A 24,839-nucleotide genomic window follows, 5' to 3' on the forward strand; every position below is an offset into this window, starting at 1 on the left:
TCTATTCCACCACAACAGGTGGAAGGCATGCAAGAAACCTCAAGCCAAAGTAAGCGGTTCCAATTTTGAATTTGTAAGTGTATATCTTCACCGTATAGCTACCCTTCTCTACGAGACGTTCGTTTATATGGTTCTGGTCATAAACAGCCATAAGGCTTTTGTTTTTGCTCAAAAGCACCAGCACTCTATCTGTGCTCATTCTTATCACATACCTTCCACTACCCTTTAGCCTCTCACCCGGAAAAAAGTAACCACTTTCCGAATACACATAAGCGCTTAGCTTTACTTTGTCCGAGAGGGGCACCGCTCTATAAACATTAAGAGGATTTATATCGCTGCAAGGGGTGTCTTGAAGCAAGTTCCTTCTTCTTCCCAATATGAAGGAGTAGGAGGGAAAGTCGTAAGACATGAAGGATGCTATTATGGGCATATCCGAGAAAAAAGGTAAACACTCGTCAGCGCTATAAAGGGAGTACATGTCAGCAGGCTCTTTTAAAACCAAACTTTTGGGTAGGAACTCAAAAACCAAATAAGAAAGCCTTACGAGCAGTGGAAAGTCCTCATAACTCACGCCTTTTGTTTTTAAATCAAGAGATGCTTCTATCCCTTTTTCCTTCATAGCTTGAGCTAGCTTTTTAGGATTTCCCAGAGGAGCATTAAAAACTGTCTTTACATTTATGGCGAAGGTGCATCCTTTGCTTACAGGTATAGGGCTTGGGTGAGGTACGGAATAATCTATGTGGGTAAAAAAACTAAAAGGTAGAATATGATAAGTCAAAAAGCTCCACAGGTAGAGAGTCAGAAGCCATCTAATAGCCCATTGGTAAGCTTTCCTCCAAACCTTTGTAGTTTCTAAGCTTGTATATGTAAAAACTTCCTACCTCTTTGCCTCTCCAAAAGACTCTGTAATGCTCCTCCCATATTATACCATCAAAGGCTTTAAGCACTCTCTCCTCCGCGGGTGATACGCTCACAAATATGGCATCTTTCCCCATGTATGCCTTCATACCCCCCTTCCAAAGGTCATATTGGTTCATCCTTCTCCCAAGGTTTATGCAGTAAGTTCTTGGATTGCCTTTTGTATAGAAGGCAAGCTCTGCAGTAACTTGATACTGAGGTGAAAACACAAGCTCATTGCCCGTATAAAGCCGGCTCACCCTTTTACCCAGCTCCCTCCACCCTACTAAAAACTTGGTGGGGTCTCTCTCAGGAGGCAAAAGTCTTCCAAGACCCACCATATCCAGAAGAGGTGTAAAATGCAGGAAAATAAAGAGAATCAAAGATATGAGGTAGGAAGGCAGCAGCAGGATGCTTCTTGAGAGAAAGTAAGAAGTTAGCACAAAGCCAGAAAAGTAGGCAAATCCAGACCAGTTGGCTTCCACCCTCTTGTGGAGAGAAAGCACCAGAAAGAAGAAAAAAACAGGAAGGGAGTAGAAGGTAAAAAAGATAAGCCTCCTGTCCTTTAAACTTCTCACCCACGCGTAGAATAGTACAAAAAAGGGAATTAAGGAAAGGAGAAGCATCTGACCACCCAAAAACTCAAGAGTATTGGATAGACCAAAAAGCTCCTGGCTTTTTGTAGCAAGGGTGGAAACATGCTTAAAAGATACAAAGTTGTGAAGATAGTTCCATATTAGCACTGGAAGGGAAAGGAAAAAGGCAGGCAGAAGGCTAAGGTAGGGGTTTGGGCTTTTAAGGAGGTCTCTTCTGTAAAGAGTCATGTAAGCAAGACTAATAGGTAGAAGAAATACAGCTGGATACTTGCTTAAAAAAGCAAGACCTGCCAGCACTCCAGTGAGCAGCCAAAGGCTTGCTCTATTCTTTTCAAAAGCCAAGTAAAGGCACATGACAGAAAGGGACCAGAAGAAGATAAAGGGAGCGTCAGTGGTCATGAGCAGTGAGTTTATGGCATAACCAATAGTAAGCTGAGGAAGCGTTGAGGCTATAAGGGCAACCTTTTTATCAAAGATTTTTTTTACAAAAAGGTAGGTGAAAATGGAGAGCAAGAAGGAGAGCAGTATGGGAGTTATCCTCACTGCCAGCTCGCTGTTTCCCAAAAGCTTGCTACTCAAAAAGTTCATATATGCAACCATGGGGGGTTTGGAATAGTAGCTAAGGTCCAAGTTCCTTGACCAGTCCCAGTACTGAGCCTCCTCCGGCGAGAGGTCAATGGGATAGTAGAGGACATAAAATATCCTGAAAGCTAAAAGAGTAAGGTTAAAGAAAAGTACATAAATCATGAGCCTTTAAAGCCGTGTTCTCTCCCCTCCAGCAGTCTGGCTATGTTGTCCCTGTGCCTGCAAAACACCAGAAAGACTATCACAAAAGACATGAGCAAAACCTTAAAGGGATAGCCCAAGATGAACAAAAGTAGGGGTGCGGATGCGGAGGCTGTAAGAGAGGCTAAGGATACATACCCCTTGAGTTTAAAAACTGCATACCAGATAATGAGGCATACTATACTAGCCAGAGGCGATAAGCCCAGAAGGACGCCAAGGGAAGTGGCTACAGCCTTACCACCTTTGAAGGAATGAAAGATGGGAAATATATGGCCCAATACGCTGGCAATGCCCACAAAAACAATCGTCCAGCTGTCTATTCCAAAGTAAATTCTTGCAAGCACCACCGGAAAAAGCCCCTTTAGCGTGTCAAGAAGGAAAACCAGCACAGCATACTTTATGCCTAAAGCCCTCCCTACATTAGTAGCTCCCACATTACCGCTGCCTACGGACCTTATGTCCACACCCTTTGCTCTGGCTATATGCTCTCCGAAAAGCACAGAGCCAAGAAGGTAGGCAAAGAGGATAAGCAAAAGGCTGTCCATAAGCTATAATTTTATCATGATAAGGCGTCCCATTATAGTTTTAAACTTTGGGTCTCAGTATGTGCAACTCATAGCAAGGAGAGTAAGGGAGGCAGGCATCTACAGTGAAATATTGCCTTACGACACAAGTGCTCAGGAGATACTGAGCAGAAAACCTTACGGCATAATACTTTCAGGAGGTCCAGCATCCGTTTACGAGCCTGACGCACCACTGCCTGACCAGAACATATACACTCTTGGCGTGCCTGTGCTAGGCATATGCTACGGACTTCAGGTGATGGCTCACCAGCTGGGTGGGAAGGTAGAGAGAGCCACAAAGCAAGAATACGGAAGGGCAAAGCTGACTGTAATAAAAGAAGACCCCATTTTTTATGGCATTCCCAGAGAGTTTGATGTGTGGATGAGTCATGCGGACAAGGTGATATCCCTTCCTGAAGGCTTTGAGGTGATTGCCTCTTCGGAGAATTCGCCATATGCAGTAGTAAGAAGAGGAAATCTTTATGGCTTTCAGTTTCATCCTGAGGTGGCACACACCAGCTACGGCATGGAGATATTCCGCAACTTCCTTTACAGAGTTTGTCATGCTCAAAAAAACTGGGAAGTGGGAGACCTTGTGGAAGAGAAAGTTTCAGAGATTAAAAGCACAGTAAAAGATGGTAAAGTTATCTGCGCCCTCTCGGGAGGTGTGGACTCTACAGTTGCTGCCACCCTTACTTACAAAGCTATAGGAAATAATCTTAAATGCATCTTTGTGGACCACGGACTTTTAAGAAAGGGGGAGGTGCAGGAGGTGGAAGGCTACTTTAGAAGCCTCTCCCTTCCCTTCAAGACTGTGGACGCAAAAGAGCTTTTCCTGAGCAGGCTCAGAGGGGTAGAAGACCCAGAGGAGAAGCGAAGGATAGTAGGTTACACTTTCATTGAAGTTTTTGAAGAAGAGGCTAAAAAGGTAGGTGCGGACTTTCTTCTTCAGGGAACGCTCTACCCTGATGTGGTGGAAAGTGCGGGTCTGCCCGGAGCAAAAGTCATAAAGACACACCACAATGTGGGAGGACTTCCGGAAAGGTTGGGCATCAAACTACTTGAACCCCTAAGGGAACTTTTCAAGGACGAGGTAAGACAGATAGGCAGAAGCTTGGGACTGCCGGAGGAGATGCTCAAAAGACACCCCTTCCCCGGTCCAGGACTTGCCATAAGGGTGCTGGGGCAGGTGAATGAGGAGGACCTTGACATCCTCAGGGAAGCGGACTACATATTCATAGAGGAATTAAAGAGGTGGGGACTTTATGATAAGGTGTGGCAGGCTTTTGCAGTGCTACTGCCTGTAAAGACGGTGGGCGTGATGGGAGATGTGAGGACTTACGAGAGGGTTGTGGCCCTAAGAGCTGTTGACAGCGTTGACGGTATGACGGCAGATTGGGCAAGGCTGCCTTACGAATTTCTTGACCATGTGATGAGAAGGATAATAAACGAGGTAAAGGGTGTAAACAGGGTGGTTTACGATGTATCTTCCAAGCCTCCTGCCACCATAGAGTGGGAGTGAGCCTTGCAGAGTTTTATAAGCCTGACAATTCTTCTTTTTATCTCGTTGGGAGGCTTGCTTTTCAGCGATTTTTTCAAAGGGTTTAAAGACTTTATAGTGCCTCTTTTAACTATGGTCATGCTCAGTATGGGCATAACTCTGGACAGAGAGGACTTTTTGCGCATACTAAGAAGGCCTGTAATGATAGCTTACGGTGCTCTGCTTCACTACAGTGTGATGCCTCTGCTGGCTTTTTCTTTGTCTTTACTCTTTGGGATAGGTAAGGACCTCTATGTGGGTATGGTGCTGGTGGGTTCTGTTCCCAGCGGAACAGCTTCCAATCTTATAACTTATTTGGCAAAGGGGGACCTTCTTTATTCGGTGAGTATAACCACCTTTTCAACGCTTTTGGCTCCTTTGTTTACACCCCTTTGGACATACATCCTTGCAGGCAGATATGTGCATGTTCCCTTCCTTGATATGGTGGAGGATGTGCTTAAGATAGTTCTATTGCCTGTTATGATGGGACTTTTAATAAAGGAGCTTTTTCCACAGGTGAGGCGCTTAGAGAGATTTCTGCCTTATGTGTCTGTGGGGGTAATAGGTTTTATAATTGCAGTGGTGCTGTCTTTGAATGTGGAAAACTTGAGGGGTGTGCCTTTTAAACTTTTCTTTGCTGTTTTTCTTCACAATGCACTGGGTTTTCTTCTGGGTTTGGCCATAGGAAAACTTTTTGGGCTTGATACAAAAATGTCAAAGACACTCTCTATTGAGGTAGGCATTCAAAACTCGGGATTGGCAGTAGCTTTGGCAGTAAAACACTTTACACCTTTGGCATCTTTGCCCGGAGCCATCTTCAGCCTTATACAGAACATTAACGGCATAATTTTGGCTATACTTTACAAAAGGTTATGAGGATAATACTGCTTTTATTTGTCTTTTTGAGCGGTTGCGCAGTAAGTGTAAGAGAAAGAAAAGAGACACAAACATACCAAGAGCTAAAGGTCAATTGTGAGACACCCATTTATACAAAGGGCTACTACTGCCATGGTGAGAGAGCAAAAAGCGCGCTAGTTCAACCTCTTAGCAGGGTGAAGATCACCAATTTGAGAAACGGGAAAAGTATAACCATAGCTGTGGTGCGTGATGAGGCTGCTGATGGTGTGTGTCTGCCAGAAAGGTACGCATACCTTCTTGGTCCCGCTCCCTTTCCAGCAAGGCTGGACATCCAAAGGTGCGGAAAGGAAGGCATAACAACATGTCCTGCCAAGATAGAGGGTCTTGCCAGCTACTACGCGAATGAATACCACAGCAGGGAGTCCTCTTACGGCGTGCCTTACGACATGCATGGCATGTACGCAGCCCACAGGAGTTTGCCTCTTGGTACACTGCTTCGTGTGATAAATCCGGAAAACGGAAAGGAGGTGGTAGTAAAAGTGATAGACAGAGGTCCTTTCAAAGAGGGGAGGGTGCTGGACCTTTCTTACGAAGCTGCAAGAAGGCTTGGTATGGTGCAAAAAGGTGAGGCAAGGGTTGTGGCTTATGTATTGAGATGCGGTGAGTGAAGCTTTTTAACCACAGGCACAAAGGCTTTTGTGGACACCAAGAGGGTGTCTCCCACACTGAGTTCCTGCGCGGTTTTTTTGTCTACCACCACCTGCACCAGCTCCGACCCTACTGCTATGCTGAGGATGCACGCCACATCTACGCAGACCTTTTCCAAAAGCACGCCTGTGAGAGAAAACTTGGGAGACCACTCTCTTGAGAATAGCACCTCCCTTGGGGTGCCAAAGGCTTTTATCCGACCGTTTTCAATCCTCAGGACTCTGTCCGCAAGCCTGAGTACATCCTCTATGCTGTGCGAAACCATGAAGGTAGGAATCCGGTACTTTCTCTGGAAAGCCTTTATCTCGTCCCGCAGAGCTATGGCAGTCTCTTGGTCAAGGGCTGAGAGTGGCTCGTCAAGGAGCAAAAGCTTGGGCTCTCTGGCTGTAGCTCTCAAAAGCGCCACCCTCTGCTTTTGACCTCCCGAAAGCTCGGAAGGCTTTCTGTCTTTTAAAGCTTCCATTTTGGCAAGTCTGAGAAGCTCCAGAACTTTCTGTGGGTCTTTCCTCTTCATCCCGTAGGCTATGTTTTCCGCCACCGTCATGTTGGGAAATAGGGCATAGTCCTGAAAGACAAAGCCCACATCCCTCTTCTGGGGTGGGAGGTTTATACCCCTTTTAGAATCGTGCCAGACCTCACCATCCACTTCCAGATAACCCTCGTCAGGCTTTTCCAGCCCCGCTATGATTCTCAGTAGGGTAGTCTTTCCCGCACCGGAGGGTCCAAAGATGAGCAAAAACTCCGCATCACTTACCTCAAGCTCCACATCCAGTAAAAAATCTCCGCCAGGTCCATGAAGGCGCTTTCTAACATAGAGCCTTATCAAAGCAGACTCCACCTCCTGTTAAGAAGGTAAAGAGCCAGAAGCGTCAGGAAGGAAAGAGAAAAGAGCACAAGGGCGTAAACGTGGGCTGCTGTGTAGTTTATCGCCTCCACCGCGTCGTATATGGCAATGGACACCACCCTGGTTTCCCCCTCTATGTTGCCACCCACCATAAGCACCACACCAAACTCTCCTATGGTGTGAGCAAAAGAGAGAACTACGCCCGTAAGGATGGATGCCTTCATGTTGGGAAGTATAACTCTAAGGAGCGTCTCCAGTTTGGACTTGCCCAGCGTCCAGCTCGCCTCTATGAGGTCTCTGGGGATGCTTCTGAAGCCCGCGGTAAGCGGGTGGACCATCATGGGAAGGCTGTAAATGATAGAAGCCAACACTATGCCCTCAAAGTGAAACACCAGCTGTTTGTTAAAGAGTTTGTACCAGAGTGAACCTATAAGCCCGTGCTTGTTAAAAAGGAGCAGAAGGTAAAAGCCAAGGACTGTGGGAGGGAGCACTAAAGGTAATGCAACCAATACCTCTATAATCGTGCTTATTCTGCGCTTTGTATAGGCAAGGTAGTAAGATACGGGAATGCCAACAAGTAAAAGCAGAGCGGTGGTTACGGAGGCGAGCTTGAAGGTAAGCCAGAAGGGAGACCAGTCTATCTCACTCATGAATAGCCTCCAGAGCCACCTGCAGGGGAGGGACAAAAACATAAACCTGCTCTCCCTCGGAGATGCCAAGCGCATCCAGCTGTTTAGTCAAGAGCATGACCTTTAGCTCCAGACCTGCGCAGGTTAACTTAACCAGCGAAAGCACGGACCCACGCTCTACGCTTTTTACCACTCCTACGAAAGTATTTATACACGGGGTCTTCTCCTTCATGAGTATTATGCTGCTTTCTTTGACTACGCACTCTACCCTCCTGCCCTCTTCCACAAAGGCGGCATGGTGCGGAGCTGACAGCACCACCGTGTATAAGTCTCCCAAATCTGTCTTTACTTCCACCTGCGACACACCGTTCAAAGATCTTATTCTCTTCACTCTGCCGTGGATGGCATTCATTACTTCTCACCTGGCAGGACAAAACCGTACTTTACGAATATCTTTCTTGCCTCGGGACTTCCCACAAACTCGTAAAACCTTTTCACCGCCTGAGAGTTCTCGCCCACCTTGGTAATCCCATAGCCTTGCACTATGGGAGCGTGCTTGTTTTCTGGCACCAGCCAGTAGTTGCCTGCCTTCTTCATATTTTCAGAGATGGCAAGGGAAAGGGGTATAAGACCCACATCCGCAGAGCCCGAATAAACGAAGCTGGCAGTCTGGGAGACGTTCTCGCCCAGCACCAGCCTGTCCTTTACCTTATCAAAAACTCCGTAGTTTTCCAGCACCTGCTTGGCAGCTCTCCCATAAGGCGCATGCTCCCAGTTGGCTATGGCTATCTTTTTGGCTTGAAAGAGCACCTGAGGAAACTTGGAAGGGTCAAGACCCGAGTCTTTGCGCACCCACACCACCAGCCTTCCCACCGCGTAAGGCTTAGGCTTAGTGACCACATAGCCCTCTCTGTATAACTCTTCCACGTACTTCATGTCCGCGGAGAAAAACAGGTGGTATGGCGCACCCGATTTTATCTGCGCGGTGCCCTTGCCAGAAGAGCCAAAGATGAGCTCCACCTTATCCTCGGGATGCTCCTTCTGGTAGATGTCTGCTATCTCTTTAAGAGCGTACTGCAGGTCCGCTGCGGCAAAGACCCTTATGAGCTCTGCCTTAGAAAGACCAAAGAGCAAAAGCAAAGAAAGAAGCAAGGACCTCAGCATAGTAGTACCTCCTTGAAAGGTTTATTTACCTATCATCACATCTGTAGCCTTGATGACCGCATACACGCTGTCGCCTTCTTTGAGGTTAAGCTCCTGTGCAGACTGTCTCGTAATTACCGCCACCACCTCCTGACCGCCCACATCCATAACCACCTCCGCAGCTACCTGTCCCAGCAGTACCTTCTTGACAGTGCCTTTGAGCTTGTTGCGTGCACTTACTTCCATGATAAACACCTCCTTTACAAGAGCACTTTTTCCAAGCTTTTTTCTACGGAGTAGCCGGGCATAGCCTTTAAAAACTCCCTGTAGCGCCTTGAGACAAGAGCAGAGAGCACCTTAGTAAAGGCTTTATCTTTCTCCAGCTCCTCCCTGTAGCAGAGGCAGTAGTCTTCTCTTCTTACGCTCAGAAACTCAAGCCCGTACTCGCAGGCAAAGAGCCTGGTAGCCACACCCGCATCTCCAAAAGCGTTTTTTATGCTAAAGGCAAGCTCCCTGTGCCCTCCCTCCACTTCCCTGAAAAGCCCCGCCTTTACTTCCTCTTTTATCTCCTCAAAGGCTTTCCTTGAGCCAGAGCCTTCCTCTCTCACCAGCCACACAAGCTTTCTGTTTTTGAGGTCTTTAAAGCTCTTTACTTTAGCATCTTTCCTTGTAAGCACCCCCTCCTCCCACGAGAAGAGCCTTATAACCGCAAAACCACTGCCCAGAAAATCTTTTATCTCCCTGAGGTTCTCCTCAAAGCTCCCCAGATGCACGCCTGCCATATGCACATAACCATCCTTCAAAAACCTCAGAGCTTTCCGGCTGGAAGCGTAAACCGCTACCGTGCGCACACCCTCCGAGATAAGCTCGTAAGAGAGAAGCCCGAAGGAAGTATCGCATCCCGCAAAGACATAGGTGGGGAGGGTGCTTTTGTTAAACCACTCTATTTTCCCATCCTTTAGCGTTCCGTCAGGAGGCAAAAGAGTGAGCATTCGCGCATCCATCGGGTAAATCACCAGTTTTTCACCTACCCTCGCGCTAACAAAAGGACCATCCACCAGACCACAAAAGATGAGCTTTTCCTCCTCACCGAAGAGCTCCTCAACGGTGCATCCGAGGGCTTTAGAGAGCTTTATGGCGTACTCCACGGAAGGCACAGCTCTGCCAGACTCTATGGCGCTGAGGGTGCTTCTTGGCATACCGCAGAGCTTTGCCAGCTCTTCCTGAGAAAGTCCTCTTTTAAGCCTGTACTCCTTGACCTTGTTGTTCACGATGATATATTATACTTTTATGCTAAAATATTGTCAAGCGGGAGCTTTTCTTTTAGGCTTTTTTGTTTCCATAATCGGAGGGTTTGTAGGTCTTGGGGGGGGCGGAGTTCCGCCTGCCTTTTTTAATAAAGCTCTTTGGTTTTGCTCCTCTTGAGGCGGTGATCATAAACAAGGCTACCAGTTTGGTGGTGGTCTCTTCAAGTCTTGTTTCAAGAACAGCTGTCATTCCTTTCTCTGAGATGATGAAGAACCTTACCTGCCTGGTCCTCTTCTTTATCCTGTAGGTGCTTTAGCAGGTTTTCTCATAGGTGTAGTAGCAGCCCTTTTAGGTGTTGCAGGTGGAGAGCTTCTCATACCTACTATAACCTTACTTTATCATCTTGATGTTAAGCTGGCTGGAAGCATGTCTTTGCTGGTAAGCCTTACTACTATGCTCTTTGCCTTTGCTCGCTACAGCAGGGACAGGAGCTTTTTGGTACTAAGGGAAAAGGTAAGGTTTATGCTCTTTATGGTTTTTGACTCTCTGCTGGGTAGCTTCTTGGGTGGGAGCTTGCTTTTGAAGGTAATACCTCAAGAGGGTATTCTAATGCTTCTGGTGCTTATCCTTCTGATATCTTCTTATAAACTCCTGAAACACTGAGTTTTACTCCGCACAGCACGAGAGCTTGGAAACATCTTTTACAAAAGCTTGAGCGCCAAGCTTTATGGATTCAGAAAGGGTGGGATACACATCAACGGTTCTTATTACATCATCCAAAGTCAAACCGTACTTTACCAGAAGAACCGCTTTGTGTATAAGCTCAGCGCTGTGAGGTGCCAGTATGTGAATACCCAGTATCCTTTTAGTCTCCTTGTCTATAACGGTTTTTATCAACCCATCGTGTTTAAAGCTGATTAAGGCTCTCGGAACCTTAGAAAATTCAAGGATTCTTACATCCACACTATAACCCATTCTTATGGCTTCTTCCTCTTTCAGACCAACGCTTGCAAGTTCAGGGTCCGTAAATACAGCGTGAGGTATGTGTCTATAATCTACTTCTCTTTTGTTTCCTAATAAGGCATTTTCCGCCGCGATCCCTCCCTCCATTGCCGCAACTGTAACCAGCATAAACTTTCCTACACAATCACCAGCTGCATAAATATCTTTATTAGTGGTTTGCATAAACTCGTTTGTCTGTATAAAGCCTTTCGCATTCGTTTTTACGCCAACAAGTTCAAGCCCAACACCCCCTGTATTAGGTTTCCTACCAGTAGCTACGAGGAGGTCAGTCCCACTGATTACTCTATTCGTATTTCCAGCTCTAACCTTCACATAAATGATTTCTCCTTCTTGCTTTACCTCATCCACAACTGCGCCTGTGATGATCTCTATGCCTTCCCTTTTGAGAGATTCTTTTAAGCGCTCTCTTAGCTCCGGCTCCTCTCCCGTCAGAATTTCAGGCAGAGCTTCCACTACGGTAACCTTGCTACCCATCCTTGAAAAGGCTTGACTGAGTTCCAGACCTATTGCACCCCCTCCTATAACCACCAGATGCTCTGGCACGTAGTCTATGTTGAATATGCTGTCGCTGGTATAGTATCTTACCGTGTCCAAGCTCTTTATCTGTGGTACATACGGTCTTGAACCTGTAGATATTAAGGCTTTCCAGAAGGAGACCTCCCTCTCCCCTACAATGGCTTTACCCTTCCCTAAAAACCTTCCTCTTCCTTCCCTGTACTCAATGTTAGGGTAAGCATCTAGGACGTTCCAGTACTTTTCTTTTCTGAGTCTTTCAAGGAGTTCTTCCTTAGCTTCTAAGACTTTTCTCATATCTATTTGCGCTTTCTCCACACTTACGAAAGGGCTACTTTTCAGAGAATAGAAGGTATTGGCTATCCCTATCAGGTACTTGGAAGGTACGCATCCTCTGTTCAGACATGTACCACCTATCGTGCTGTTTTCTGCAATGAGTACCTTAGCTCCAAGCTCGGAAGCTCTTATGGCTGCTGCAAAGCCTGCAGAACCACCACCTACGATAAACATGTCATAAACATCACCCTTTGGTATGTAAATCTCAATACACTCTTGAAGGGGTTCTGCACCGTATCCAGCCCTTCTAACAGCTTCAACAAGTTCCTCTATGTTCGCTTTTCCTTCCACCTGTGCATAACCCTGAGGAAAGTAAACGCTGACCCTTTCAACACCTCTGACAGTTTCTAAAGCTTTCTTCACAGTACTGGCACAATGTTCGCAGGTCATTCCAGTTATCTTCAACTTAATCATGCTAAACCTCCTAAAACTTCGTCTCTCCTAGGATCTTGCCTCTGTAATTACCAGCCTGAGATATGGCTTTAAGTACCGTTTCTTCCCTAACCTGGTCATCGGCGACTACAACAGCTATTTTGTTTTCCAAAGATGTAAGCACCCACTTTACACCCTTGACTTGAGATATGGCTTTTTTTACAGCTACAGGACACATCTCGCAAGTCATACCTTCCACATCAAAAACTATAACCTTTTCTGCAAAGGTAAGGTTTACAAAGGCAAGTAAAGCAATAAATAACTTTCTCATGACATTAACCTCCGTAAATTTTGGCAAGCACATACGGATAAAAGGTAGCAACTATAAGAAGCACAAGTGAGACCCAGGCAAGTCCCCTGCTGAGTCTTTGAGTCCAGAATGGTTCATTGCATGCACAGCTAAGTTTTTTTTCTCATGTATAACCTGTATATGGAGTATAAAACGCTTCCGTAACCAACAGCTAAAAAGTACCACCTGTATGGCTCAAGAGCGCTCAAAGAGCTTAAACTACCTGCGGAAGTACCAAAAACCACAAAGAGAGTAGGAGCTATACAGCAAGAGGATGCAAAGAAAGAAGCCACAGCACCCACTATGCTTCCTAAAGCTTCCCTCATTTTTTAACCTCCTTTCACAAGCTGTCTTACCGCTCTCATAAAGTCTTCAAGAGCTTTGACATTACCCGATTCAACACCTGGTTTTACACAGGAGTTGAAGTGCTCCTCAAGAAGGAACATAGCCATACTGCTTATAGCTGACTTAACTGCGGACATCTGGATGAGGATCTCATCACAGCTTCTGCCCTCTTCCAACATCCTTCTTATGCCCTTGACTTGACCCTCAATCCTTGAGAGCCTCCTCATAAGCTCCTGCACACTCTCTTCCGATAGATAAACCTCGCACCTCTCCATACCTATACCTCCTATGGGTATAATATAATGAAGGAGAAAAAATTTGTCAATTTGAACTGGTGTGAAGCTTCCTGTAAATTATATCCTCATGTTAGAGTGCTTTGTGCTTGGAGGAGGTGAGAGCAGGCGGTTTGGTGAGGACAAGCTCCTTTTTCCTATAAAAGGAAAGGAATGTATAAGGTATGTGTTGGATGCACTTGCTGGAGTATGTGGCAGGCTTGCAATAGTTGGAAAGGATAGGCATAAGTTCTTCGCCATAAAAGATGTTGAATTTGTGCCTGATATACTCACAGAGCAAGGTGCCCTTGTGGGAATATACACAGCTCTCAAAAGTGCAAGAACGGACAAGGTCCTTGTGGTAAGTGGAGATATGCCTCTTGTCAAGCCATCGCTTGTAAGGTATATAGTAGATGAGTACAAAGATCCCATAACCATCTACTGTATAAGAGGAAGGCTTTATCCGCTCTTTGGTGTATATTCCACAAAAATTTTGAAAGACCTTGAGACCTACCTCAAAGAAGGCGAAAAAAAAGTGATGGATTTTATAGAGAGAGTAGGATATAACTGTATAAAGGAAGACGAGGTGATTCATCTTGATCCTCTGCTTCTTTCTTTTATAAACATGAACACAAAGGAGGACCTAAAAGTTATATTAAAAAACATGGGTGTTGTAAAGCTAAAAGTGAGCGGAATGACTTGTGAGCATTGTGTGAATACTGTAAAGAGGGCTCTTATGTCTGTAGATGGTGTTTCAGATGTTAGCGTGAGCTTGGAAAAGGGCGAGGTAGAGGTGATAACCCAAAAGGATATAGAACTTCAAGCTCTAAAAAGTGCCATAGAAGAGTGGGGCTACAAGGTTTTAGGTGAGGTTTGAGGAACTAAGAGGGCACCTTAATAATTTGCAACTTATAGGCAGTGGATGGAGAAGCTATGTTTATAGGTCTTCTCTCTGTGGTAAAGATGTTGCCATAAAGGTGGCAAAAGAGAAGGGTTTAGAAGAAGCCATAAGAAAGGAGGCACGCATACTGGAAAAGCTCAAGGGCATAAAGAACTTCCCTCAAATCATCGTGTGGGGTGATGACTTTTTGGTCTACGAGTTTATAGATGGAATACCCTTTGAGAAGTGCAACATAACCCCCCAACAGAAGGTATTAATTCTCTTAAAAGTTCTTGAACTTGCTTATCTTCTTGACAGCATGTGCATATCAAGGGACGAATTTCAAAGGCTGGACAAGAATCTGCTGGTGGATAAAGACTTGGAAGTTTACATTATTGACTTTGAAAGAGGCAATATCTCATGCAAAAGAAAAACTAACATAACACAGCTTATGCAACTCTTTGTGAGGGAGGGCTACATGGATTTAAAAAAAGCCATAGATTTGGGAAGAGCTTACGCTAAAGAACCCAAGAAGGTGGTTCATGAGCTTAAAAATCTCCTTGAGAAAGCTTTACGAGAAACTTCTTGACCTCTATGGCTACCAAAACTGGTGGCCAATTGACGAGGAGTATCACAAAAATATGGGCACAGACCCAAGGGACGAGGTAATAATCTCAGCGGTGCTGACCCAAAACACCAGCTGGAAAAATGTGGAGAGGAGTCTGGAAAGGATAAAAAGAGAGGGAATTCTGTCTCTTGAGTTTGTGAGAAGCGTTGATGAAAAGACTCTGCAAGACCTTATAAGACCAGCAGGTTTTTACACGCTAAAATCTAAGAGACTCAAAGAGCTGGCACTCTTTATGAACCCAACGGAAAAAGTCAAATACGTGAGTCGCGGAGATTTACTGAAGATAAAGGGAATAGGAAGAGAAACTGCAGATGTTATACTTCTTTATGCAGGAGGTAGGCTCTACTTCGTTATAGATAAATACACACAGCGTTTTATAGAGAGATTTTACGGACTAAAAGGCAGCTACGAGAGTCTCAAAAACTTTTTTGAGGAAAACCTACCAAAAGATGTAAAAGTTTATAAGGAATTTCATGCCCTAATGGATGAGCATGCCAAAAGGTTTTGTAAGAGCATCCCCCTCTGTGGAGGATGCCCATTAAAAGATATGTGCATCAATGCAAGCCCATCCTCTTGAGTAGTCTTCCTCTCCAGACCCATATGAGCACACCCATCACTATAAGATAAGCTATGGTAAAAACTCCCATGAGCGTTCTCTTTGCCTTCTCTTGAGGGGAAGGTTCAGAAACGGACTTTAGATAAGCTATAATTTTGGCGGTTTCTTCAGGTCTTCCCGTCATGACGGCGGGCATGGATGTGCCTGGGAGTACCTTCTGCGGGTCAAGTATGAAGTTAAAGAGGTACTCTTTACCTCTGGAAAGGTACATGGTGGATAGGTCTGGGGGAACTTTGCCGAAAGATTCTTTAAGCTGAGAGAGCTCTGTGTAAAAAGCGCTCTCGTAAACCTCGTTGGGAAGTATCTTTCCGTACTTTTCCTGCAGAACCTTAAGGTTAGGATTTGCCTGTACGGAAGAGGGATAAACCGCGTCATACCTTACCGAATGACAGGCTTGGCAGTTCTGTTCAAAGAGCTGTTTTCCCTCTTTGGCATATCTCACATCTTGTACTATTTTCTCGTATTGGGCAGGCATTTCATACCTTTCATGCGGTGCAAAGATGTTGTTTATCCAAATGATGTAGAAGAAGGCAAGGGTCAAAATGGTGAAAAAGACAGCTTTAACCATCTTACTTACCTCCTCTCGCTTTGTACCAGCCCCACTCTATAACAGATATTACAGGAAGGGATATAAAGAAGGCAAAGAGGGTTGCTGTAAAGGTAAGACCCAGCATGGCGTTGGTGGGAGTGGGTGGCATGGTACCCAGTATGGTAAGAGCCATGGCGGATATAACCAGCACTATGTACATCACAAAGAAGAGAGGTCTTTTTCTCGCGCTTTTGAAGGGTGAGAAATCAAGGAAGGGAAGCAGGAGCAGTAGTAAAAGCGTTAAGCTGAAGGCTATAAAGCCTAGAAACTTCTGGGGAATAGACCTGAATATGGTGTAAAAAGCCAGAAGGTACCACTCGGGTGCTATGTGAGGAGGTGTCTTAAAGGGGTTTGCGGGCTCAAAGTTATCCGCAGGCAGGAAGTGGTGCATGTAAAAGAAAACAAAGAAGAAGAAAACAGCAAGGTAACCCATTACATAGGCACCTTCCTTTAGGGTCATATAAGGATGGAAGGGAACGCCTTCCTTCTTCTTGTCTATCTCTACACCCTCGGGGTTTGATATACCCGCAGCCCTGACCAGATAGAGGTGAAAGCCCACAAGTCCTAAAAGTATAAGGGGCAAGAGCCATATGTGAAGTCCAAAGAACCTTCCCAGGGTTATCTGGCCAAGCTCGTATCCGCCCTTCATCCAGACAGATATCGTCTCACCTAAAGCGCCGGGTATGGCAGTAGGTATCTCTGTGGTGACCACCATACCCCAGTAGGAGAGCTGTCCCCATGGTAAAAGATAGCCTGAAAGTGCAGTAGCTAAGAGTATGAAAAATATGAACCATCCCACTATCCATGTTAACTCCCTGGGTTTTTTGTAAGCGTTGTAGTAAATGCCGGTGAACATGTGAAGGTAAACGAGCGCCAGAAAGAAGTTCGCTCCTGCGGCATGCACATGTCTGAATAGCCACATGAAGGGTATCTCTTTCATTATGGTGTAGTTGGCGCTGTCAAAGGCTGCATGAACATTGGGCTGATAGTACATGGTAAGAAATATACCCGAGATGATCTGTATGGCAAAGGCTATGAGAGCCATAACACCAAAGGCATACGGAAAAGTTAAGTTCTTAGGCACTTTGTATTCCACCATCTGTGACTGCCAGAGTTCGCTTATGTGAGTCCTTTCATCTATCCACTTTCCTATCCTTCCAAACATGCCTCAACCTCCTCAGGTTTGTTCTTTTATAAATCCGGGTTCACCTATGACCAGCTTATTACCTTGAAGATTCTGGGGTGGTATGTGAAGAGGCAAAGGAGGAGGACCCGCTATGTTATCACCCCACGGTGAGTAAAAGCCTCCATGACAGGGACAGTGAAAGACTGGATAGTTGTATTCAGCTTCACCCTGAGGTTTCCAAAGAGGAATGCATCCAAGATGCGTGCAAACCGCTATGAGAGCATAAGCACTGTGCCCCTCAAGAAGTTTTCTGTTTTTATCCTCCTTGGTAGTACCGTTCCACTGGAAGTTGGTGGGCAGATGCACCACGAAAACAGGCTTGCCCTTCCATGAGACCACCCTTACAGTCCCTTCCGGGATTTGTGATATGTCCACTTCCACCTTAGCAGCAGCTAAGGATGCGGCACTGGGAGCAAGAGTCTTAATTATGGGATACAAAACCCCTGCAACACCCACTACTCCCAGCCCGCCTATGGCAAGACTTATGAGGTCTCTCCTTGAGGCTTCCATGGTATTACCTCCTGATGCATATTCATAACGAATTAATTATATCACCAAAAAGCAAAAGAGATAAAAGGGGTTTTTAATACTTTTTGTCTATTTAAAAATTCTTGCATATAATTATAAACTCACGCCGGGTGAGAAATTCAGAAAGCCTGTAGCTTCTTAGAAAAAAGTACCCCTCCTCCTAAGGGGATGTAATTGAGAATATAATATGCTAAACCTTTAGCATAAAGTCCCTGCAAGTATTAAGGCAAAAGGCGTAAATATCTCTTGGACGAAGGCCATAAGGTAAGCATAGAGGCTATACGGGAGTGGTTCCATTCAGTACAGTAAGTAAGGTACTTAGAGCCATGTACGCATAGGCATTTTGGGTTTACTTGAATGAGAGCAAAATAAAGACCTTTGGGAAGAGCAATGTTGTTTGGAATGCAAAATATGAAACTGCATGAAGTCTATACCTTACTGGAAGTTAAAAGTTGACATGGTCTCCTGCCAAGCCAGCTAAACACCAGAAAACATACAAAGAACAGAAAAGAAACAATGCAAACATATACCCCTTCCCACCTTTTACCCTTTAGACTTGCAATAAGCACAATAAATGTTAAAATCAGCATAGCAAACTCTCCTATATACAAGTGTCTTTCTTTAACATTGGACTTGGGTGTCCTGTAAAAAGACACTTTTAGCTTAAGGAAAGCTCTAATAGGTGCGTAGCTCATAGGAAAGAAGAGCGAAAAGTAAAAAAGCAGAGCTATAAAAGCGTCTGAATAAGAAATTCCGTCCAATTTTCTGTAGATGTGCATAAAGCTGTAAACCCTAGAAAGCAAAAATCCGCTCAGTAGCCCGACCCCCAGCCAACTTAACCACCCTCCTAGCAGAGAAAAGACTAAGGAAATTAACAAAGGAGTGTGCCAAACTGCGTTTTGTATCCAAAAGGCTACCTTTTGTTTTGCTCTAAGATTTTTTCCAAAGGTTAACTCCCAAAAATGTTTAAGTATTGTTTGTGCGTTGCCATATGCCCACCTAAATCTTTGCTGCCTGCAGGAAAACCATGTGAACGGCATAAGACCTTTTCCCACGCTCTCGTCCACATAAGCACCCTTAAAACCCTTTAGGTTTATCCTAAGCCCCATTTCGCTGTCTTCGGTTATCACTTCATCACTCCACCTACCGGCTTTTTCTAAACATTCCCTTTTTATAAACCCTACAGTTCCCATAAAGGATACAGCCTCCAGCACATGACACATTCTCATTATCACCGCAAAAAAGTACCTATAAGACAGGTACATAGCCCTGAAAAAGAGCGTGTTGGGATAGTCCCTGTAGTCTTGGGGAAACTGTACTACAGACCAACCTTTTTGTGTGTAGCTAACACCCCTTTTTATAAAGTCCCTTCTTACTGTATAATCGCTGTCTACTACAGCCAGCACCTGGGTTTTAGGGTTCATAAGCTCAAGCGCTTTGTTAAGAGTCCCACCTTTAAAGCCATGGGTTCGTATGTGGTAATATTTACAAACCTCGCTCTCCTGGCAGTATTTACTTATAGGTTTTCTAAGGTGGCGGCAAGGGGTATTGTTGACCAGCGCTAACACCTCATACTCCTTGTAGTCTTGTTTTTTTAAACTTTCAAGGGTTTGAAGAACCACCTCAGGTGGCTCTTTGTGTATTGGCACATGCACGCTAACAAACTGATCGTGAAAGCTTTCTACACTTTCAGGCTTTTTGTAGTCAAAAGCCTTTCTCAGAAAATAGGTTTCTATTGTATAAGGCAAAAGCCCAAAAAGGAAGAAAAACAGCTCCATAGTATCCAACCTCCCTTTTGGTTAAAGATTGCTAGATTTTGGTGAGTATTAAATCAGGTCTATAAGAGAGAATCTTTTTCCTTATCTCATCCCAGCTTTCTATAACTTTTTGGTACACTTGTAGGTAGCCTTCTGTCATCTTTTGGTATGTAAAGTTTTCTTCTACGTGCCGCCTGCAATCTTCTGGGTTTATTTTATCAATGTACTTTTTGTAAGCTTTTACAAGTCCTTCTATTAAGTCTTCATCCATAAACTTTGGACGCTTTCTCACTTTCACAAGAGTTCCTGTCTTGCCGTGCAGTACTATCTCCCTGGCAGAGCCCCTGTCTGCCACAAACACAGGAGTTCCACAAGCCATAGCCTCAATCATCACAAGACCAAAAGGCTCTCTCCATTGCATGGGAAATATGAAGGCGGAGGCTTTGCTTAGGTATTCCACCTTTTCCTCAAACTCTACTTCTCCAACAAAGATTACCTTTTTACCATCCACACGAGGTTTTATGTACTTTTGGAAGTACTCTTCTTCCTGTGGTGTGTCCACTTTCAGCATTAGGTATAGCTTTTTACCAAGGCGTTTGGCAACTTCTATAGCTTCGGCTACGCCTTTTTCAAAGGTAGATCTACCTATAAAAACCAAAAAGTCTTCCTTTTTTGGCTGGTAGGGGAAGAGTCTTACATCTATACCGTTATACACCGTGGCTACATAGTTAGCAAAAGGTAGCGGTTCTCTTTGATTGTTGGAAATAGACACCAGCTGAGCATAAGCCAAATATGGAAACCTTTTGTATAGCCTTGAAAACCCTTCCAGAAGTGAGTGTATGGTAAATACCGCCGGCTTTTCCAAAAGGGTAAGAGTAAAGAACCACTGAGGGTTATGGGGGTAAAAATGAATGTGTATGATGTCAAACTCTTCCTGCTTGGCAAGCACTTGGCATGCTTCAAGATACTCGTAATAAGCAACTTTCTGCTGGTCTTTCCAACCAAGCGGCTGGCATATGGGAACTAAACGAGCGTCCACCTGAGACCCTTCAGTAGCAAAAAGAGTGCAGTTTATACCCTTTTCCCTAAGACCTTTTATGATGTTATAAACTACCAGCTCTGTTCCGCCGTACTTTTGGGGTGGTATTTGGTATATGAGTGGTCCTACCTGCGCCACCCTCATTCTCTCGTTAATATTATAATACGCTGAGTGAGAAAATCAGAATTGCCAAACAATAGTCTCTAATAAACTCCTCCCAGTTATGCAACTCATAGAAGAAACCCTCAGAAAAACCAAAGCAGGCAGAAAACCCAAAATCTCCAACGCCCAAATAGCTACTCTATTCATCCTCTCCTGCATAACAAACACACCTGTCCTAAAACTCGCTCAATTCCTAATACATCCCAAGCTCAAGTCCTACCACATCTTCAGGAAAACAAGGATTAAAAGGATATACAAAATCCTGAGATATTATATGCATTCAAGAGTTATGGCAGTAATAGTTCTAAAATTGAGGAGGTTATACAGTGAACACTACAAAAGAGAAGTATTGAGGAGTTATGCTATGGAGTGCTTGTAATGGTAGTTTGTGACACAGATGGTATTGTTTATGACCTTTGGTTTCATCCTGCGAGTATGAACGAGGTTAAGTCTTTGAAGCTAAGGGTAAGTAAGGGGTTTTGGTTGAGGGAGTTATTGAAGAGGTTTGAGCTAATAGGGGACAAAGGATACAGGCATTGTGAGTATGTGAAGGTATGTGAGAGCAAGGAAGAGAAAGCTCATAGGCAAGTAGTGGAGGGGGTGTTTTCATGGCTAAAGAGGTTTAACTATGTGAGTGGGTGGAGGAAGGGGATTACGTTTTTGACCTACTTATATGCTTATGCTTTGGGTTATAGTTTCTTTAGAAAAAGGGAGGTTCTGACATGTGCCTAATTTCTCACTCGGCGTATATTCATAACGGATTAATTATATCACCAAAAAGCAAAAGAGATAAAAGGAGTTTTTAATACCTTTTACTTGTGATGGAAATTCTTATATAATTATAAGCTGGTGTAATAAAAGTTTTTAAGGAGGTTAAGTTATGAGCAAGCACATAGTTATACTTGGTGGTGGAATGGGTGGAATAGCCACCGCTTATGATCTGAGGAAGCTGGACAAAAGTCTTAAGATCACAGTGGTGTCAGGAAGACCCTATTTTGGTTTTACGCCTGCGTATCCTCACTTAGCCCTTGGTTGGAGAAAATTTGATGACATTACTATGCCATTGGCTCCCTTACTTTCCAAGCACGGCATAGACTTTATTAACGAGAACGGGGAGAGCATAGACCCTGATGCTAACAAGGTAAAAACTACAGGCGGCAAGGAGATCTCTTACGATTACTTGGTTATAGCTACTGGTCCCAAGCTGGTCTTTGGCGCGGAAGGCCAAGAACAGCACTCCACATCCGTATGTACTGCAGAGCATGCTATGGAACTAAACAGAAAACTTGAGGAGTTTTATAAAGACCCTGGACATGTGGTGGTGGGTGCCATACCCGGCGTGAGTTGCTTTGGTCCTGCTTACGAGTTTGCCTTTATGCTTCATCACGAGCTTAAAAAGAGGGGTATAAGACACAAAGTGCCTATAACTTATATAACCTCAGAACCTTATGTGGGACACATGGGGCTTGGTGGGGTTGGACCCTCCCGAAGGCTTATGGAAGACACCATGGCAGAGAGAAGTATAAAATACATAGCCAATGTGAAGATAACTAAGGTGGAGCCTGATAAAGTTATTTACGAAGACTTAGAAGGAAAGACCTATGAGGTTCCGTGCAAGCTTTCCATGATTATGCCAAGATTCATGGGTCCAGATGTGGTGGCTTCCGCGGGAGATAAGGTGGCAAATCCTGCCAACAAGATGGTTATAGTAAACAGGTGTTTTCAGAATCCTACATACAAAAACATATTTGGCGTAGGTGTAGTAACTGCTATACCTCCTGTTGAACAAACACCTATACCTACAGGCGCACCCAAGACGGGCATGATGATTGAGCAGATGGCTTTGGCTGTTGCTCACAACATAGTAAACGACATAAGAAACTCCACAGACAGGTATGCACCTGAGCTTTCTGCCATATGCGTGGCGGATATGGGAGGGGATGCTATGGGATTCTTTGCTTCTCCAGTCCTTCCACCCAGGTCTGTGGTCAAATACAAGAAGGCTGTCTGGATGCACTGGTTTAAGTCCGCCTTTGAAAAGTACTTCATGTGGAAGGTAAAGACAGGTGATGTGGCTCCTTTCTTTGAGGAAGGCATGCTAAAGCTTATGTTTAGTGTCCATCCCATACATCTGTGCAAGGATTGTGCGGGTTCTCCAGGATCTCCCTGTTAATCCTTTCGTAAATACACTATGGAGGCACCTGTGCCTCCTTCCTTTGGATAAGCCTCCCTGTGGAAAACCACCAGGTCAGAATTGGACAAAAATTCCTCCACAGTCTTTTTCAGAGTTCCATGACCGTGAATTACCTTTACATTCTTTGCACCCAGCTTGTGAGCCTCCTCCAGAAAAAGCTCCAGCTTGCGGAGCGCCTCATCTACGGAAAGTCCTGTAAGATTTATCTCAGAGGGCAAACCTTTTCTTATCTCAAAACTTACCACTTCCTCACTCCTTGTGGGCGGGTCTGTTTTTTTTAGGTCCTTCAGACTCACCCAAGCTCTCACACCACCAAAGATAACGCCAGCTCTGTCACCTTTTATTTCAACCACTCTACCTTTTGAACCCATAAGCTCCACCCAATCGCCAACTCTTACCTCTTCTACAGAGAGTTTCTTCTCTATGTCCTTTCTCTTTTCTCTTACAAACTCTCTGAGTCTTTGCCTCTCTTTGGCACTTTTGAGCATCTCTTCTCCCTCCCTTTTGAGTTTTTCCAAGTAATCAAGCGCATCCTTTAGCACCTTTTCCCAGCTTTGCTGTTTCTCTCTTTCAAGCTCATAAAGGAGTTTCTCCTGCTCCTTCCTTGTCTTCTCAAGCTCTAACTTTAACTGCTCTACCTCCTTTAGCTTCTCGGTGTATTCTCTAATGTAATTTTCCAAGTTCTCTCTCGCAGTTTTGTACTCTTGCATCCCTTTGGGAAGATGCTTCCGAGATAGCTCTAAAACTTCCTTAGGCATTCCGTACCGCTCCGCCACCTCAAAAGCCATGCTCTCTCCTACCGTGTTGTAAAGTATTGCATACTTGGGCTGCAGGCTCTGCCTGTCAAAGGCTACGCTTGCAGGTGTATAATAGTCAGAGTTTATGGCGTAAAGCTTTATGGGTGTGTGATGAGTGGTTGCAAACACATAAGCACCCTTCTGGCTAAGATACTCCAAAAGTCCTATTCCTAAGGCGGAACCCTCTATAGGGTCCGTGCCAGCACCCAACTCATCCAGCAAAACAAGAGACTTCTCGTTTACCAGCGGTAAAAACTCCACTATGTTGGACACATGGGCTGAGAAGGTTGAAAGATTCTGCTGAAGGCTTTGCTCATCACCTATATCGGTGAATATGCTTTCAAAGACAGGTAATTGACTGCCTTCTCCTGCAGGTACAGGCAGGGCGCACTGAAACATAAGACAGCAAAGCCCAAGGGTTTTTAGTGCTATCGTCTTACCTCCCGTGTTGGGACCTGTCAAAACCAAGCCCTTTCTCTCTGAGAGGTCTATATTTACGGGAATTACCTCATCTTTTAGAAAGATGAGCAGAGGATGTCTTGCTTCTTTGAGTTTTATAGCATCACCAATATTTATGAGATTACCACCTATGAGCTTGGAAAACTTAGCCACAGCCTTAAGGAAGTCCACCCTTAAAAGCGTCAAAAAGGCATCGTGCAATCTATCAGATTCCTCACCTATATAGGCGGTTATTTTTTTCAGGACTCTCTTTACCTCCTGTTCCTCCTCGTCCCTCAAAGTTATAAGGCGGTTGTTAAGTTCCACCACATGGTGGGGTTCTATGTAAGTAGTAAAGCCAGAGGAGGAAGTGCCATGAACTATACCTATGATCTTTTTAGCTTCGGAACTTTTGACAGGAAGCACATATCTGTTGTTTTTGAAGGCTACAAACTTATCCGAAAAAAGATTTACCGCATCAGGTCTTGAAAGAAGGCTTTCTAACCTCTTCACGATCTCCTTCTCCACGCTCCTGATTTTTTGTCTTATCTGGCTGAGGTCCTCACTGGCAGAATCCTTTACAAAGCCTCTCACATCTACAGATGACTCTATTACGCTTTCAAGGTTTGAAAAGAGATGAAGGTGTTTCACAAGAGTCTGCAGGTGGGGATATACGCTTACCTGGCTTCCTATTACTTTTCTTATCTCCCTCAGGAGCTTGATAACCTTCAGGATGGATAGTATCTCCTCCACACTCAGTAGAGCGTCCTTTATAGAAGACTTTTTTATTAGCTCTTCCACATCGTCAAAGGGGTAGATGGGTACATCTTCAGCCATCTTCATAAAGTCTGCTGTGATGTTTATTTGCCTTCTCAGGTCATCTGGGTCTTTTATAGGTCTTAAACTATCTATGAACCTCTCGGTTGCCTTTGAACTCACAAACTCTTTTAATTTTTCCAGCACCTTAAAGAACTCTAACCTCTCCAAATCTCTTTCTCTCATA

The 24,839-nt window shown here is 44.6% G+C and carries 30 protein-coding genes; 10 read left to right on the plus strand and 20 right to left on the minus strand.

Translation table 11 applies throughout. The features are described 5' to 3' along the window. Position 1 precedes the first annotated feature (1 nt). Genes HTH_RS06625 through plsY form a run of 3 tightly spaced genes read right to left on the minus strand, consistent with a single transcriptional unit; the run spans position 2 to position 2,824 of the window. Positions 2-778 carry a hypothetical protein gene (locus HTH_RS06625; RefSeq protein ID WP_012963944.1) on the minus strand — a complete coding sequence of 259 codons (777 nt, stop codon included), beginning with the start codon at positions 776-778 and terminating at the stop codon, positions 2-4. A gap of 31 nt (positions 779-809) precedes the next feature. After that, positions 810-2,240 (minus strand): glycosyltransferase family 39 protein, encoded by a 1,431-nt coding sequence (locus HTH_RS06630; RefSeq protein WP_012963945.1) that lies wholly within the window; start codon positions 2,238-2,240, stop codon positions 810-812. After that, on the minus strand, positions 2,237-2,824 hold the full coding sequence (plsY, locus tag HTH_RS06635) for a glycerol-3-phosphate 1-O-acyltransferase PlsY (RefSeq protein ID WP_012963946.1): 588 nt from the start codon (positions 2,822-2,824) through the stop codon (positions 2,237-2,239). The genes HTH_RS06630 and plsY overlap by 4 nt, the downstream gene beginning before the upstream one ends. Before the next feature lie 16 nt (positions 2,825-2,840). Between plsY and guaA the strand changes: the two genes are divergently transcribed. From guaA to HTH_RS06650, 3 genes are read left to right on the plus strand one after another with little or no spacing between them, the layout of a single operon-like run. Further along, positions 2,841-4,364: a glutamine-hydrolyzing GMP synthase gene (gene guaA / locus HTH_RS06640; RefSeq protein WP_012963947.1), complete on the plus strand. Its 1,524-nt coding sequence runs from the start codon at positions 2,841-2,843 to the stop codon at positions 4,362-4,364. 54 nt (positions 4,365-4,418) lie between these two features. After that, positions 4,419-5,258, plus strand: a complete 840-nt coding sequence (locus HTH_RS06645) for a bile acid:sodium symporter family protein (protein ID WP_232500417.1) — start codon at positions 4,419-4,421, stop codon at positions 5,256-5,258. Further along, on the plus strand, positions 5,255-5,908 hold the full coding sequence (locus HTH_RS06650) for a septal ring lytic transglycosylase RlpA family protein (RefSeq protein ID WP_012963949.1): 654 nt from the start codon (positions 5,255-5,257) through the stop codon (positions 5,906-5,908). Before HTH_RS06645 ends, HTH_RS06650 begins: the two co-directional genes overlap by 4 nt. Here the strand turns inward: HTH_RS06650 and HTH_RS06655 are convergent. The 7 genes from HTH_RS06655 to HTH_RS10020 are packed head-to-tail and all read right to left on the minus strand — an operon-like array spanning position 5,884 to position 10,061. Further along, positions 5,884-6,774, minus strand: coding sequence for a sulfate/molybdate ABC transporter ATP-binding protein (locus HTH_RS06655; protein WP_012963950.1), 891 nt, complete (start codon positions 6,772-6,774; stop codon positions 5,884-5,886). The two genes, HTH_RS06650 and HTH_RS06655, sit on opposite strands and share 25 nt — an antisense overlap. Then, positions 6,771-7,442 carry a molybdate ABC transporter permease subunit gene (modB, locus tag HTH_RS06660; RefSeq protein ID WP_012963951.1) on the minus strand — a complete coding sequence of 224 codons (672 nt, stop codon included), beginning with the start codon at positions 7,440-7,442 and terminating at the stop codon, positions 6,771-6,773. The genes HTH_RS06655 and modB overlap by 4 nt, the downstream gene beginning before the upstream one ends. Beyond that, complete coding sequence (locus HTH_RS06665; RefSeq protein WP_012963952.1) at positions 7,435-7,833, minus strand: TOBE domain-containing protein; 399 nt, start codon at positions 7,831-7,833, stop codon at positions 7,435-7,437. Before HTH_RS06665 ends, modB begins: the two co-directional genes overlap by 8 nt. Next, positions 7,833-8,585, minus strand: a complete 753-nt coding sequence (gene modA / locus HTH_RS06670; protein WP_012963953.1) for a molybdate ABC transporter substrate-binding protein — start codon at positions 8,583-8,585, stop codon at positions 7,833-7,835. The genes HTH_RS06665 and modA overlap by 1 nt, the downstream gene beginning before the upstream one ends. A gap of 21 nt (positions 8,586-8,606) precedes the next feature. Then, positions 8,607-8,810 (minus strand): TOBE domain-containing protein, encoded by a 204-nt coding sequence (locus tag HTH_RS06675; RefSeq protein WP_012963954.1) that lies wholly within the window; start codon positions 8,808-8,810, stop codon positions 8,607-8,609. A 14-nt stretch (positions 8,811-8,824) separates the two neighbouring features. Beyond that, positions 8,825-9,835, minus strand: coding sequence for a substrate-binding domain-containing protein (locus HTH_RS06680; protein ID WP_012963955.1), 1,011 nt, complete (start codon positions 9,833-9,835; stop codon positions 8,825-8,827). 52 nt (positions 9,836-9,887) lie between these two features. Next, entirely contained in the window at positions 9,888-10,061 is a 174-nt protein-coding gene (locus HTH_RS10020) for a hypothetical protein (protein WP_198407595.1), read from the minus strand. Positions 10,062-10,139: 78 nt separating this feature from the next. Between HTH_RS10020 and HTH_RS10025 the strand changes: the two genes are divergently transcribed. Further along, a complete protein-coding gene (locus HTH_RS10025) occupies positions 10,140-10,475 on the plus strand; it encodes a TSUP family transporter (RefSeq protein WP_232500476.1) in 336 nt (111 codons plus the stop codon). Positions 10,476-10,478: 3 nt separating this feature from the next. On the opposite strand, the gene merA is transcribed toward HTH_RS10025, so the two are convergent. From merA to HTH_RS06705, 4 genes are all read right to left on the minus strand, one after another. Next, positions 10,479-12,098 (minus strand): mercury(II) reductase, encoded by a 1,620-nt coding sequence (gene merA / locus HTH_RS06690; protein ID WP_012963958.1) that lies wholly within the window; start codon positions 12,096-12,098, stop codon positions 10,479-10,481. A 10-nt stretch (positions 12,099-12,108) separates the two neighbouring features. After that, positions 12,109-12,387 carry a heavy-metal-associated domain-containing protein gene (locus HTH_RS06695; protein WP_012963959.1) on the minus strand — a complete coding sequence of 93 codons (279 nt, stop codon included), beginning with the start codon at positions 12,385-12,387 and terminating at the stop codon, positions 12,109-12,111. 128 nt (positions 12,388-12,515) lie between these two features. Next, positions 12,516-12,731, minus strand: coding sequence for a mercuric transporter MerT family protein (locus tag HTH_RS10030; protein WP_014462624.1), 216 nt, complete (start codon positions 12,729-12,731; stop codon positions 12,516-12,518). A 3-nt stretch (positions 12,732-12,734) separates the two neighbouring features. Beyond that, complete coding sequence (locus HTH_RS06705; protein ID WP_012963960.1) at positions 12,735-13,025, minus strand: metal-sensitive transcriptional regulator; 291 nt, start codon at positions 13,023-13,025, stop codon at positions 12,735-12,737. A gap of 88 nt (positions 13,026-13,113) precedes the next feature. Between HTH_RS06705 and mobA the strand changes: the two genes are divergently transcribed. Genes mobA through HTH_RS06720 form a run of 3 tightly spaced genes read left to right on the plus strand, consistent with a single transcriptional unit; the run spans position 13,114 to position 15,107 of the window. After that, positions 13,114-13,899 carry a molybdenum cofactor guanylyltransferase MobA gene (gene mobA, locus HTH_RS06710; protein ID WP_012963961.1) on the plus strand — a complete coding sequence of 262 codons (786 nt, stop codon included), beginning with the start codon at positions 13,114-13,116 and terminating at the stop codon, positions 13,897-13,899. After that, positions 13,889-14,491, plus strand: a complete 603-nt coding sequence (locus tag HTH_RS06715) for a serine/threonine protein kinase (protein ID WP_012963962.1) — start codon at positions 13,889-13,891, stop codon at positions 14,489-14,491. Before mobA ends, HTH_RS06715 begins: the two co-directional genes overlap by 11 nt. Beyond that, complete coding sequence (locus tag HTH_RS06720) at positions 14,445-15,107, plus strand: endonuclease III domain-containing protein (RefSeq protein ID WP_012963963.1); 663 nt, start codon at positions 14,445-14,447, stop codon at positions 15,105-15,107. Before HTH_RS06715 ends, HTH_RS06720 begins: the two co-directional genes overlap by 47 nt. On the opposite strand, the gene HTH_RS06725 is transcribed toward HTH_RS06720, so the two are convergent. The 5 genes from HTH_RS06725 to HTH_RS06745 form a co-directional block, all read right to left on the minus strand. Continuing rightward, the gene (locus HTH_RS06725; protein WP_012963964.1) at positions 15,085-15,714 is read right to left on the minus strand and encodes a cytochrome c1; all 630 of its coding nucleotides are present in this window, start codon (positions 15,712-15,714) and stop codon (positions 15,085-15,087) included. The two genes, HTH_RS06720 and HTH_RS06725, sit on opposite strands and share 23 nt — an antisense overlap. 1 nt (position 15,715) lies before the next feature. Then, entirely contained in the window at positions 15,716-16,900 is a 1,185-nt protein-coding gene (locus HTH_RS06730) for a cytochrome b (RefSeq protein WP_012963965.1), read from the minus strand. Between the two features lie 12 nt (positions 16,901-16,912). Then, positions 16,913-17,431 (minus strand): ubiquinol-cytochrome c reductase iron-sulfur subunit, encoded by a 519-nt coding sequence (petA, locus tag HTH_RS06735; RefSeq protein WP_012963966.1) that lies wholly within the window; start codon positions 17,429-17,431, stop codon positions 16,913-16,915. Between the two features lie 446 nt (positions 17,432-17,877). Further along, positions 17,878-19,227 (minus strand): glycosyltransferase, encoded by a 1,350-nt coding sequence (locus tag HTH_RS06740; protein WP_012963967.1) that lies wholly within the window; start codon positions 19,225-19,227, stop codon positions 17,878-17,880. A 31-nt stretch (positions 19,228-19,258) separates the two neighbouring features. Beyond that, the gene (locus tag HTH_RS06745; protein WP_012963968.1) at positions 19,259-20,389 is read right to left on the minus strand and encodes a glycosyltransferase family 4 protein; all 1,131 of its coding nucleotides are present in this window, start codon (positions 20,387-20,389) and stop codon (positions 19,259-19,261) included. A gap of 79 nt (positions 20,390-20,468) precedes the next feature. On the opposite strand from HTH_RS06745, the gene HTH_RS06750 reads away from it, so the two are divergent. From HTH_RS06750 to HTH_RS06760, 3 genes are all read left to right on the plus strand, one after another. Next, positions 20,469-20,786, plus strand: a complete 318-nt coding sequence (locus HTH_RS06750; RefSeq protein ID WP_012963969.1) for a hypothetical protein — start codon at positions 20,469-20,471, stop codon at positions 20,784-20,786. Then, positions 20,786-21,139, plus strand: coding sequence for a hypothetical protein (locus HTH_RS06755; RefSeq protein ID WP_012963970.1), 354 nt, complete (start codon positions 20,786-20,788; stop codon positions 21,137-21,139). The genes HTH_RS06750 and HTH_RS06755 overlap by 1 nt, the downstream gene beginning before the upstream one ends. A 148-nt stretch (positions 21,140-21,287) precedes the next feature. Beyond that, complete coding sequence (locus HTH_RS06760; RefSeq protein ID WP_012963971.1) at positions 21,288-22,580, plus strand: NAD(P)/FAD-dependent oxidoreductase; 1,293 nt, start codon at positions 21,288-21,290, stop codon at positions 22,578-22,580. Here the strand turns inward: HTH_RS06760 and HTH_RS06765 are convergent. Next, on the minus strand, positions 22,577-24,838 hold the full coding sequence (locus tag HTH_RS06765; RefSeq protein WP_012963972.1) for an endonuclease MutS2: 2,262 nt from the start codon (positions 24,836-24,838) through the stop codon (positions 22,577-22,579). The genes HTH_RS06760 and HTH_RS06765 overlap by 4 nt on opposite strands. Between the last annotated feature and the right edge of the window lies 1 nt (position 24,839).

It is taken from the genome of Hydrogenobacter thermophilus TK-6 (assembly GCF_000010785.1).
In the GTDB taxonomy this organism is placed as follows: domain Bacteria; phylum Aquificota; class Aquificia; order Aquificales; family Aquificaceae; genus Hydrogenobacter; species Hydrogenobacter thermophilus.